Consider the following 13,066-nt stretch of genomic DNA (forward strand, 5'->3'; position numbering starts at 1 on the left):
AATAATGCCATTCGATTATTTTCAGTCCTTTAAAATAAAAGCTTTTGCAGCTTCAAGTACCTCATCTTTCCCGTTTTTAACACCTTCTATGGTAGGGGTTACCTCAATATCTGGAACAATACCTATACGTTGTGTTTCTGTGCCATCAGGATAATAGACACCAATTCCAGAAATCATAGTGACGAGTCCTCCAGGTAAATCAATTTTTGAAACATCACCATCGGCGCCAGCCGTAGCACTTCCTATCACCGTAGTATGCATACCCGCTTGAAATGCCATGGTTGTATATTCTGATTGGCTTTGAGAGTTTTCATTTACTAAGACAACAACTTTTCCTATATACGGTTGTTTTGATCCAGGAATAGAAAGTGGCTCCCCAAATTTAAATTCTCCTGGGTTATCTTTATTAGGGGCCGTGAATTTAACAAAGGGTGTCGCTTCTTTTACAAAATAGTTACCCAACAAATAAGGGATATACGTATTAGGATAATGTCGTAGATCAATAATAATTCCTTTAGCATTTATGAATTCTTTTTTGATGCTTGCAATATCACTTTTCTCAATATGCTTTACGCTCATATACCCTATGTTGTGATCTAAAAAGTAAAAGCGTTGTTCTTTGTCTTTATCAAACCATTGCTGAAGGTTTAATTTTTCTCTAGGATATACAGCTACTTGATATGATGCCTTTTTACTATTTCGAATGACTCCTACATTGATACTATCGTTATTAGAGCGCAAAAGTATACTTGATAGCTTTCTGTGTAACGAAGCGGTATTAGAAACAGGAATGACGGGAGATAGTTTCTTAATTAGTTCGTCAATAGATTGTCCATCTACAGAGGTGATGATATCACCTATTTCGATGTTGTTTTCTTGTTTTAATGCTTCATTATAATGATCTATCACGACAAGTTGGTTTTCAATAAACTGCATTCGAAAAGAAGGGAGGTTAGTTCCTTTCCATTCTTTGAGTTTATCATCACCTTCCCATAGTGTAGCATGGGTGTCTTGAACATCACCAATTATTTTTATAGTAGCGAATTCATATTCAAGTTCATTTTTTGCATTGATAAATAGCGGTATGTATTCTTTTAGTGTTGTGTCCCAATTTTTATCGGTAATGTGCTTGTATGGAAAGAAGTAATGAATGATATTCCAATATCTATAGAGTGCTAATAACCTATAACCCGTATCTGGATAAGTTGCGTCAGCATACGGTTCTTCTGTAAATTGAGCATTCCCAATATAGGGTTTTATAGATACGTATTGTTGTTTTCCTTGATGTCTGTTGGTATAGATATTTTGTAGTTTGTCTTTTAAGGAACTACTTACTTGATGTTGCGTCGTCCAATCTAAGTTAGGTGTACGTTGCGCATCAGGATCAGTAGGGATACATTTTTCACAAACGGGAACTTCACCTAGACCATCTATCCACTCTAGTAGTAATTGATCTCTATCATTTGTTGTTACCTCTAGGTATGTAGGTAAAAATGCAAATAATTCATGATCCCATTGATAGGTTCCTTTCGCAACTGCGGGATGATGGTATTTTAAAAACCCCCAGATTTTACCTAATAGCTCTAGATGATCTATACGCTCTGGCGTGAGATTTGAAATCGTGATATTAGACCCTTTTTCAAAGGTATTTGTTGTTGGTTTCTTACTAGTTGTTTGCGATTGGCAAGATAGGATTCCAATTACAAAAAGAAGGAGTGTAATTTTTTTCATTGATTGATATGTGAGTTCAATCTGTTGACGGATGGTCAGAAAATTTGTTACACAAGATTCCTTTTTAAATTAGCCTTTTGATCTATTCTCTTCTGCTTTTTTGATCATGGTTACTGCATTCTCATTGGAAGTATCAAGCGTTAAAGATTTTTTATAATTTATAATAGAATTACTCCATTCTTTATTCTTAAAATACGCTTCCCCTAAGCTATCATATAAATTGGCATCATTAGGCATTAATGAAACACCATAAGCAAAAACTTTAATAGCAGTTGCAGGATTTTCTTTTCTCATCCATTCATAACCTATCATATTGACAATACCATTAAACCCTTCATTGTTTAATTCTTCTTCAGAGTATTCTTTAGTACTAATGATAGTTTCTAAAAAACGTGTAGGATTTTCTACATCATTATACATTTGATAGTGTTTGTTACCAATAGATTCTTCAGGGAATAAGTCAGCGATCATGGTTCTATGATTTTCTTTACTCAGTTCCTTTTTTAAATCAATATCTACATATTGTGTGTAGTCATGAAAGAGGTATACTCTCACTGTAAGTGTATTTAAATTATAGATAGTAGAGTATTGTGTAGAAAATAGATCTGTATTAGATAGGTTTTTCATCACTTCACCACAGTAAGTTAATGAAGATTCTCCTTGCGTTTTATTTAGAAATGAACGTCCGTTTTGAAAGTTTTCTAATTCAACATCATCTTCAGAAGCGATTTGTGAGTAATAGAAATTTGAGAATGCTTTTTCAGAGTCTTCACCTATAATAAATACATCACCTTCTACGATTAAATACGTACCTGACTTATCTACAAATACAATTTGACTACTAGATAAAGAGCTTAAGTTTATAGTGTTTAAATAATCACTTACTTGCTCTACAGTACTCATGGTTTGCATCACATTTCTGATGGCAGTTCCAATGGGAATATTTAATTTTCCATCAGTATTTTCTATTGGTATTTCTGGATTGGCAAATCCATCAAATACTAAACCTGCTTCATTAATAGCTCCTTGTGCAAAATTATTAAGCAGTCCCATATACATTACTCCATACGTATCTTTTTCTGCTTTTTCAAACCAAAACTGATTGTTAGGACTTAGCCAATCTTCATTATTGCCAACAATGGTAATTCCATTTTTTGTGATCTTATACATGCTACATGCGATAGATACTAATGGATTTAATAAGAAAATAAGTATGAGTAATAATGCTGATTTACGATTCATCTTGAAGGTTTTTGTTTCTTATAGACTGTATGATTTTTTAAGTGTTACAGTTTTTGAAAAAAGAGCACGCTTTCATATTTTGGTAAATGATCAATATACGCTTTCGCGAAAGCGGAATACTTGCATCAATCCGTAATTATTTCTAAGTGATTCTTTGAGCCTGTCATTTGCCAATGAGTTAATGACACAGGGATATTTCCGATACTGTTTAGGGTATCAAAAAAGTCTTTTAGAATAAAGGGTTTGTTTTGTAATTCTTGGATTCTAGCATAATCAGCAAATGCATTTTCTAATAAATATTTACCTGTGATATAACTTGTTCCATATCCGGGTTGACGTAAATACAAATGTTGCTCAAAAATGAGGAGTTCTTTTTCAGTCTTCATCCAACCACGAGGGGTGTATTCGCTGTGAATCCCACCAGCTTCTTCCATGGTCATTTCATTAGCATGTGCATATAAGGAGCCTAAACCTCTTGCAGCACGTTGTGCAATCATGATATATACAATCTCTTTAGTTCTTGGACTATCATCATATAAACCCGCTTGCATGAATAATTCTTCAACAGCTGTGGCAGTTCCTTCATTTCTTGAATCGAAAATATTATATAATAAGGGGCCTTTTCGTATCTCACTTTTATGCGGTTCATTATCCATACGTGCTAATTCAAACCAATGGTAAAAATGAGAGTATAGCGGTCTGGGATCGTAATGTTCTCCTATGGTGAAGAAATTGCGCTTCTCTTTGGGGATAAATGCACCTAGATGCTCACGTAAGGCAGGATCGAAATAAGGTTTTACAGTTACAATTTCTTCCTGATCTAGAAAGGTAATTAAACTGTTGGCAGCTTCATCTGCCATTTTATTGTAGGCGTCAGGAGAGTTGGCATCCATCAATTTTGGAAGTTTTCTATTTCTGTGCTCTTCTAATTTTAATGAAGTCCAAGCACGGGCGAGTTCCCGTTTTAGAATCATTACTTCGTCATCCCAAGTTAAGGGAACCAGGTGTACGTTTTGTAAATACCAAGTATAATTGTCTTTGCCAATTCCTGAGGGACCCGTTTTTGATTTAGATTGATTCTGCAACCAAGATACCAGATCGTCGGTTGAGGCTATCGCTTCATCAATTACCGACACTAAAGCGGTATCTTCTTTAATAGCTGCTTGCTTTTTTAGATTGGTAAGTACGACACTTTGGTATTGAATATCCCGAATCCCGGTGATCCATAAATCTCTGGCATTTCCAGTTAAATTCTTCTTTGCTTGCTTATTGAGGGGTGTAATTATTTTTAGATCGGTTAAGAGTCTCTCTCTTTCTTTTATCGACAATGGAAATGTATAGGTCCATAGTTCGGTAGTGCCATGATGAGTGGGGCCTTCATGCGCAGGAACATCACTTCTACTGGACCAAACTGATTTATAAAAAGCAGGATCACGTGTCCAAGGTTGTAAAATTCGATGGTTAAAGTCATAGCCATTCATTTCAGCCCAAACAATCATCCAATCCACTTGATGTTCTATAGGCCAATTTGTGGTGTCAATTGATTGTAAACCCGATTGTAATTCTTTAAATTTTGGTATGCGTTTTTCAAAAGTTTCTGCAGTATAATCAGGAGCGCCATCGAGTAGGGGTGGTTTTTCAAAGGTTCTCCATTCCTTAAACAAGGTTACTAAAGAGGCATAGTCATTTGAGGTAAAACTCTCTATGCTAGCTGGGATTTCTTTGGTTGTTTCTAACGTTTTTTCTTTGGTCTCTGTTTGACAGCTAAAAAGAAATATGACTAAAAGAGAAAGAATGATGGTGGTTGTTTTCATCTGAGTATGGTTATGGTATTTTTTGTCTTGCTAAAAGCAACATCTTAAAAATATCGCCAGACTTTATAAAAATACGGAAACCTTTTGATTCCCTGATCCTAGTTTTATTCTAGAAGGAAAGGGATTACTTTTTTAATCCTGACTCGTGATTCTTTTGGGTTTTGGTTCGCTTTCGCGAAAGCGTATAACGTACAAATAGTCAAGTCTGTGAATTTCTTTTTAAAGGTTCTATGCTTTCCTTTCTCGTCCGTCTATGTCTCATTCTTCGACACATCCACCTTCCCTCGCTGAGGGAAGGAGCTTTTTTGATTTAATTTTTATGAGCTTTTATATTCCCTCCTAAGAAGGAGGGTTAGGGAGGTGTGAAATTATATATGTTGATTTTTTAATAATAATAGAAAATGGCTAAACATTAATAGAGGAATACTCTATTTTTTAAGACCATACTTATAGATTAATTAGAGACATTCTCTCCCTTCCGTCTGTGTCTCATTCTTCGACACATCCACCTTCCATCGCTGAGGGAAGGAGCTTTTTTGTTCCCTCATTCTAGCCTTCTACCAGATGGAGAAGGAATTATTTTTAGTTCCCCCTTCGGGGGTTAGGGGGCTTACCACTTAATACATTCATTCGGAAACGGAAAGTTTTCTATTTTTTGAGCTACGCAGATTACAAAAAATAGAAAACAACCACCCACCACATGGATCGTATGTTTTAGTTTTCTCTTTTGAGATAGAGGGATATGAATCTCCCTTTCGTCTGTGTCTCATTCTTCGACACATCCACCTTCCATCGCTGAGGGAAGGAGCTTTTTTGTTTTAATTTTTATGAGGTTTTATATTCCCTCCTAAGAAGGAGGGTTAGGGAGGTGTGAAATTATATTTGTTGATTTTTTAATAATAATAGAAAATGGCTAAACATTAATAGAGGAATACTCTAATTTTTAAGGCCATACTTATAGATTAATTAGAGACATTCCCTCCCTTCCGTCTGTGTCTCATTCTTCGATACATCCACCTTCCCTCGCTGAGGGAAGGAGCTTTTTTGTTCCCTCATTCTAGCCTTCTACCTGATAGAGAAGGAATTATTTTTTAGTTCCCTCTTCGGGGGTTAGGGGGCTTACCACTTAATACATTCATTCGGAAACGGAAAGTTTTCTATTTTTTGAGCTACGCAGATTACAAAAAAATAGAAAACAACCACCCACTCAGATTAACATTATAAACTATATAGTTGGTAAGGTGGCTGAGTGATTTCCTGAAAGGGAATCGTATCGAAGCTACCACTTAATAATAGAACTCGCCCATGTGAAGCCACTACCGAAGGCTGCGAGTACAACCGTATCTCCTTCTTTTACTTTCCCATTTTCCCATGCTTCTGTTAAGGCAATAGGAATGGAAGCTGCTGTTGTGTTTCCATATTTTTGAATATTATTAAATACTTGATCATCCGTAAGACCAAATTTCTTCTGTACAAATTGTGCAATACGAAGATTGGCTTGATGCGGAATCAACATATCGATATTTTCTGGCGTTAAGTTGTTTTTAGCAAGTCCTTCTTTGATCACTTCCGAAAAACGAACGACTGCATTTTTAAAAACAAACTGTCCGTTCATATATGGGTAGTACGGAATATCTTCTGTAGGGTTAGTTGCTATAATTTCAGGAACCCATTGTTCTGTACTTGGACCTTTAAGCGAAAGTTCTAAGGCATGTTCTCCTTGACTGTGTAAGTGAGAAGAAAGAATTCCTTTAGACATATCTTCTTCGCGTGTTAATACGGCTGCACCAGCACCATCTCCAAAAATAACAGAAACCGATCTGCCACGTGTTGTAAAATCCAGACCACCACTATGATTTTCAGATCCGATTACGAGTACATTTTTATACATTCCCGTTTTTATAAACTGATCTGCGGTAGCAAGCGCATATACAAAACCACTACATTGGTTACGTACATCTAGTGCAGGAATGGTTTCCATACCCATAAGGTGTTGCACTTGAACACCACAGCCAGGGAAATAATAATCAGGGCTTAGTGTAGCAAAGACAATCATATCGATATCTTTATTTGTTAAACCCGCACGTTCTATGGCAATAGTGGCTGCTTTCACGCCCATTTTTGCAGTAGAATTCCCATCTCCTTTTTTGATGTGACGGCGTTCTTTAATTCCAGTTCGTTCCTGTATCCAAGCATCATTGGTATCCATCAGTTTCGATAGATCATCATTAGTAACAACATTTTCAGGAACATATGCGCCTAATCCGGCGATTCTAGAATTATACATATAGATTTTATTTAAAAAGTCACACAGTCAGATGGTGATATACAAGTAATTGCTTTATACGTTTTCACGAAAGTGAAAAAAAACGTAACGCAAATATATGTTTTTGGTAGCCTTTTAAGAAGAAAGCATACATCGTTTAGTATGCGTGCATAATAATAATGTTGGGTACAAAAAAGAGCGCTTGACTGAAAGCGCTCCTTTAAAAACAACCTAACCAAATAAGTGAAAAGTCTAGCTAATCAATTATTATACTTTATGCGACGCGATTTTTATGGGCATATTGCTCAAAGTTATTCACTTTAATACGTCCCCCTAAATCGTGCATTAGATTATAGAGTCCAAAAAATGTTCTATTGATATACAGGAAATGCTTACTACCACGGTTTCCATTCATTTTTCGGATTTCAGTGTCTTTACTGTATTTTTCGCTCAATGATGCAATCTTATCAAAGAACGTAGTGTCTTTAAAATCAAATGTTTCTTGATGGAATGGCTCTGTAAAGAGGCTTAACATCTCGTGAAACAATTCTGAAAAGAATTTGATTTGATCTGGTGTATCATCTTCTCTAAGAATTTCTAATTCAAATAGTTTTTGTTTGAAAATCTCAGGGTTATTGATGTTTTCTTTTTCAGCCAATTCGAAATACGGGATATAAAAATCTTCAGGAACATGTTTGATACACCCAAAATCGATAGCAATGAGTTGATTTTTATCATTCACTAAGAAATTACCAGGATGCGGATCTGCATGTACTCTTCTAAGGCGATGCATCTGGAACATATAAAAATCCCATAATGCTTGGCTTAATTGATCTGAAGCTTCTTGGCTTGTGTTCTGGGTTACAAATTCACTTAAATGTATTCCGTCCATCCAATCCATAGTAAGAATGCGCTCACTGGATAGTTCTTCATAATATCTTGGAAATTGTAGGTTGGGTATTGCAGCACAATCAGCAACCATTTCCATACTTTGAGCTAGCTCTAGTGTATAATCGGTTTCTTCCAGAAGTTTGTCTTCTACTTCTTTAAAGTACTTTTCTTTTCCTTTACCTTGTAGATTAAACATTCTGGAAGCAATCGGTTTCACTAGAGCCAAATCACTACTGATACTATCTGCAACTCCAGGATATTGGATTTTCACAGCAAGTTTTTTCCCATCGAGTATAGCCTTGTGAACTTGTCCTATACTAGCAGCGTTAACGCTTTGAGCTTCAAATGTATCAAATAAATCTTCTGGGTATTTTCCTAAATATTTTTTAAAAGTTTTACGAACTAAAGGCGCCGAAAGAGGTGGTACAGAAAATTGAGAAAGCGAAAACTTCTCTACATATGCTTTAGGCATAATATTTTTTTCCATACTTAACATTTGTGCCACTTTAAGTGCACTTCCTTTTAAACTTTTTAAGCCGTCGTATATATCTTCCGCGTTACTTTCATTTAATTTTTCCTTGGAAAGAGACGGGTTGACCACTTTCTCTCCATAGTATTTTACATAATTCACGCCAACTTTGGCACCTGTTTTTACGAGTTTGGATGCACGTTGTAATTTGTTAGTTGGTATGTGATCTATTGTTTTCATATGTTTTATTCCCTCGAAGAAAGGAAATCCTTTTTATGTTACTTTAACGATTAGCTCTCTACTTTAAGTCTTAATCTTAGGAGTTTGATTTCGCGAAAGCGAAATTTTCCTTCACTATAAATTTTCCAAAATCGATGATACTTTCTAGAGGTGTTGTTTCAAATACGTCAAAAATAGCTTTGACAGACTTTTCAATGGCAACATCTGTTTTTTCAAATCCAGCCGAATTATCATCCATCCAATATTTTAATAAGAATAAAAACTGAACCCAAGCGCCTTCACTGAATAGTTGTACTGGGTTTTTAGTAATCTTGTAGGCTTTACCTTCGTTTCCTTCTTCTATAAGTGTTGTTGCAAAGTGACGAATCTTACCACGTAATTCCTTGAGCTGTGCTAAATTTTTAAGTGGCATTTCATGCTCTTTTAATACAAAAAGTACATAACTTCTATTGGCTGTAAGGTTTCCAAACATCGTGTAGAAGAATGAAAGCATCTTATCTTTATTAGGATAATTTTCAAAATCTTTGTCTTTATGTAACGTTGCAACAGTACTATCGTAAAGAGCGATCCAAATATGTTGCTTTAATCCTTCAAAGGAACCAAAGTATTCATAAAAATCTGCTTCTGTACATTTGATGTCTTTACAGAATTTATAAATAGTCGGTGGCGTTTTACCATGTTCTAATACATGATCCATGTATTTAGAAATGATATCTATTGCAGTGATTTTTTTCTTGGTAGTTTTCTTTGCTGTAGCCATAGGGAAAAATTCTACAGTAAAGATAATTAATGTTTACTTAATTTTATATATCGTTAAACAAAATATAATGTTAAAGTTGTTTCAAAATATATGAAAGAAACGTGGTGAATATTACGTTCTTATATGATTTAGATGTCACTGAAACGGTATTATTTAAACTCCCCGATATGCCACAAAATACCTGAAGGGTCATATAGAAAGAATTCTTTTCCCCAGTCATTATAATGGATATGTGATATTCTAACTCTTTTATAGGTATTTTCTAGTTCTAGGGATTTAATGCGAAGTAAGTGAGATTCTAGATCTTTTACTTCTAGAAATAACATAGAGTTGTTTACCCAATCTTTAACGTATGCATCTTGTAAATAAAAACCAAAATTACCTAGTCTAAAATAGGACATTTTTGGCCCTGTTATTCGCTCTTCAAAACCTAAATCAAGGTAAAAGTTTCTTGAAAGTTCGTAATCTTTAGCGCCAATAAAAGCTCTGATTGATGTAACGTTGTATTCCATAGGGATGCAATATTTAAATATATTGACTTAAAGATAGCTTAATTTTATAAGATTTTATGAACGTAGTATACTAATGTATAGGAAATGGTATTTTACGTACTGATTTTGAATAATATGCTGTTGCTTTTTTTGCATTTTCAATTTCTTGAGATGTAAGATTCAGGTCAAAATGTGTCATGATTTTTTCAAAATCATCTAGTAATGTAGTATAGTTTGTATGAAGTGCCTGACTATTCGTATGTAGCTGTGCTTGTTTACGATGTTGTTCTACCATATGAATAAGATAATCTTCTTTTGTAGTGTATGAATATCCTTTTGCTGTAAAATGCCTTTTAAGAAAGTCTGATGGGTATTGCCACCATTGTGCAAAGCCACCATTAGATTTTTTAAGAGACGCGACAACTTCGTCTGTTTTTCTATCTAGATATATCCATTTTGTAGTAGGATAAAGTTCTAGAAATAGGTTTATCATAAAAACATTCCAGGAAGTTAGTTTAAAAATCACATGTTTCTCGTTTCCTAAAGGTTGACAATAACTTTCAATAATTTCTTTTAATTGCTTTTGAACAGTTTCTTTTGGAAGATTGTGTAATACGTAAGAAAGTAATAAACCATTTATGGCTTCTGTTTCAGATATAACTCTGATGCTTGAAGTTGTTTGTAACATTCTCACGAGTAAAGTAGAACCACAATGTGACGTATGAAAAATAAAACCCTTTACATCCAGTTGCCTATTTGGAATGATGTCTATAGCATCTAATGTTTCATTGGTGATGGCATGTCCTTTCATTCTATATGCCTTAATACCTTCATTAAAAAAAGGATATTTAAAAACAACAGCAGGTAATCTATAACAAATAGTGGTAGGATGTTCTTCAACAGTAGTATGTCTAGGAAATAACTTTTTAGATTTTTCTATAGAAGGCATTTGTTTTCTACATTTTAGTGCAAATATCTATAAAACTGTTTTTTTAAGACGATCTATTTTTTTATTGTTTATCCGTAAGGTTAACAAGAAGAAAACAATATAGAAAGCAATTAATATGACACAATTAACTAGAGAGGATTCTATATATCCTAGGTTTTCAAACGTGATATTTCCTTTCTTATTGGGAAAAAAGGGAAGAACAAAAGAGATAATAATAAAAAATGTTATACCGTATGGCACTAATTTTTTTAATGAACGATTGTTATTTTTTAATCTTTCGATATCTCTAGCGATAATCTCTTTTTTCTGCTCTTTTATACTTTTGTTCATAGAAATGTAGCTATCATTAATTAAAATGCTACGTCTTAAATAGTCTTTATATATGGGTATTTGTTACAAGTTATTTGTTTTGTTGTATACGCTTTAACGCTTCGCTCTCCCTTTGGGTCGTGAATTTCGCAAGCTCAATTTATCATTTCATTCTCCCTGCGGTCGTGAATCTCGCAAGCTCGATTTCGCGAAAGCGTATATAGTATGACATTTATATATTAATAATATTTTATGGTCCGTTTTACTTCATTAGATATATATTCATCACCATCTTTTAATGTGACTCTAGTGATCCAATTTCCTCGCTCATCATATTCGTACATATATTTTCTAATATATTGATCGTCTTTATTTCTAGTGCTAACCTCTTGAATTGGATCTTTTTGGGCGTTATAATTATAAACAATATGATTTACAAGAACATTATCTTCATTATAAGATTCGTAAGTAAGTACATTATTGTTTGCGTCAAAAGTTCTTACTCTTCTTTCTTCTTGTTTTCCATAATAACTATATAAGATTTTTTCCGTAATATTTCCTCTAGTGTCATAGGTGATAGAATATTGAGGCACATATTTATCTTCGTCATGTTTCTCTTTTTCTAGAATAGTATGTCCATTAGTATTACTATGTTCATATATGATTTTATTTTTTTCACGTCCATCTTTGTGGTACTCGGTTTCTGACGTACATTTCCCGTTATTATTATAGGTGTAGATTGTTTTAGAATAGGTGGTACCGCCAAATGCGCCACTATCTTCCCTTAAGGAAGTATATTCCTTTTCTATCATAAATCCTTTTTTATTATACGCATATGTATAAAGATACTCTAGAGTGTTGTTATCATATTCCTTTTTTTCAATAAGTAATCCTGATGTGTTATAACGATATGTTTTTTTGGTAGTATCTTCTCCATCATCTTCTTTTTCACTTACAAGTTTATTTTCTTCATATAGATATGTATAGGTGTCAGTTAAATCACCATCTTCATATAACTTTAAAGAAGTGAGATGACCATTTTTATCGTATTCTTCTTTTGTTTTTTCTCCACAATCTTCAAATTTGTAGGGTGGTTTTTCTTGTTCTACATAACAGTCAGACTCCTCTTTTATACTCTTGATATTTGTATTTTTAATACGGTCTGTACTTATTTCAATATATCCAGCTTCTTCAATTTCTTGCGCTTGAGTTAGTGGAATAAAAAATAAACAAATGGTTGTTGAAAGAAATAGGGATTTCATAGATGATGATTGTAATATGAGTTCTTGTTTCAAGTAGCATCCAATATACAATAATATGTGTTTTTTGAAATACCTGATAGTGGGTATCCTATAAAAAGTGTATAGAGACTATCGAATGAAATTCAAGGAACCTTTTGTATTATTAAATACTACTTAAAAGTTAACATAATACGTCTGAATAGATTAGTTCCGCAACATTTGCTGTGCTATTTTCCCACCTATCCATGCCATGGGAATATACGCAAGTGCAATATCGGTTACCGTAAACCAAGTAGGACCTGTTAACATTATATTGATGGCGATACCTCCTAATAAAAAGAGCACTCCTACAATAAGCGCACTTCTCATTTTAGCTGTTTTACTAATCATTCCAGCAATAAAGGCTCCGATAAGGGTTCCTAGTGCATGCCCTAAAAAAGGGAATAAAAAATATTTAGGCGCTAGGGTAGGCATTACTTCTGCCATAGCAGCCATATCATCAGGATCTACATTGGGTATAGGTATTACCGAATGCCCTAGGGTAATCAATCCCATATTGACAATACTTCCTAGTATCCATCCTACAATAACTGCTAGGATATTTCTAAGCACTGAATTCATGATATGTACTTTTGGTTAGTGTTTTAAAGATAAGAAAAGATT

11 protein-coding genes are annotated in these 13,066 nt (G+C 34.1%); all 11 read right to left on the reverse strand.

From position 1 onward, the window contains the following. Positions 1 to 21: 21 nt before the first annotated feature. The gene (locus tag Q1A60_RS17530; protein ID WP_299767457.1) at positions 22 to 1,731 is read right to left on the reverse strand and encodes a S41 family peptidase; all 1,710 of its coding nucleotides are present in this window, start codon (positions 1,729 to 1,731) and stop codon (positions 22 to 24) included. Between the two features lie 69 nt (positions 1,732 to 1,800). Further along, positions 1,801 to 2,973: a hypothetical protein gene (locus tag Q1A60_RS17535; RefSeq protein ID WP_299767456.1), complete on the reverse strand. Its 1,173-nt coding sequence runs from the start codon at positions 2,971 to 2,973 to the stop codon at positions 1,801 to 1,803. Between the two features lie 125 nt (positions 2,974 to 3,098). After that, a complete protein-coding gene (locus Q1A60_RS17540; RefSeq protein WP_299767455.1) occupies positions 3,099 to 4,787 on the reverse strand; it encodes a hypothetical protein in 1,689 nt (562 codons plus the stop codon). A 1,279-nt stretch (positions 4,788 to 6,066) separates the two neighbouring features. Then, a complete protein-coding gene (locus tag Q1A60_RS17545; RefSeq protein WP_299767454.1) occupies positions 6,067 to 7,074 on the reverse strand; it encodes a beta-ketoacyl-ACP synthase III in 1,008 nt (335 codons plus the stop codon). A gap of 253 nt (positions 7,075 to 7,327) precedes the next feature. Next, the gene (locus Q1A60_RS17550; RefSeq protein WP_299767453.1) at positions 7,328 to 8,653 is read right to left on the reverse strand and encodes an AarF/UbiB family protein; all 1,326 of its coding nucleotides are present in this window, start codon (positions 8,651 to 8,653) and stop codon (positions 7,328 to 7,330) included. 76 nt (positions 8,654 to 8,729) lie between these two features. After that, on the reverse strand, positions 8,730 to 9,413 hold the full coding sequence (locus Q1A60_RS17555; RefSeq protein ID WP_299767452.1) for a TetR family transcriptional regulator C-terminal domain-containing protein: 684 nt from the start codon (positions 9,411 to 9,413) through the stop codon (positions 8,730 to 8,732). A 149-nt stretch (positions 9,414 to 9,562) separates the two neighbouring features. Then, positions 9,563 to 9,925, reverse strand: coding sequence for a glyoxalase (locus Q1A60_RS17560; RefSeq protein ID WP_299767451.1), 363 nt, complete (start codon positions 9,923 to 9,925; stop codon positions 9,563 to 9,565). A 70-nt stretch (positions 9,926 to 9,995) separates the two neighbouring features. Continuing rightward, on the reverse strand, positions 9,996 to 10,853 hold the full coding sequence (locus Q1A60_RS17565) for a hypothetical protein (protein WP_299767450.1): 858 nt from the start codon (positions 10,851 to 10,853) through the stop codon (positions 9,996 to 9,998). A 27-nt stretch (positions 10,854 to 10,880) separates the two neighbouring features. Continuing rightward, entirely contained in the window at positions 10,881 to 11,183 is a 303-nt protein-coding gene (locus Q1A60_RS17570) for a hypothetical protein (protein ID WP_300008078.1), read from the reverse strand. 218 nt (positions 11,184 to 11,401) lie between these two features. Continuing rightward, entirely contained in the window at positions 11,402 to 12,424 is a 1,023-nt protein-coding gene (locus Q1A60_RS17575) for a hypothetical protein (protein ID WP_299767449.1), read from the reverse strand. Between the two features lie 183 nt (positions 12,425 to 12,607). Continuing rightward, the gene (locus tag Q1A60_RS17580) at positions 12,608 to 13,024 is read right to left on the reverse strand and encodes a hypothetical protein (RefSeq protein ID WP_299767448.1); all 417 of its coding nucleotides are present in this window, start codon (positions 13,022 to 13,024) and stop codon (positions 12,608 to 12,610) included. Positions 13,025 to 13,066 lie beyond the last annotated feature (42 nt).

It is taken from the genome of uncultured Dokdonia sp., assembly GCF_947492535.1.
In the GTDB taxonomy this organism is placed as follows: domain Bacteria; phylum Bacteroidota; class Bacteroidia; order Flavobacteriales; family Flavobacteriaceae; genus Dokdonia.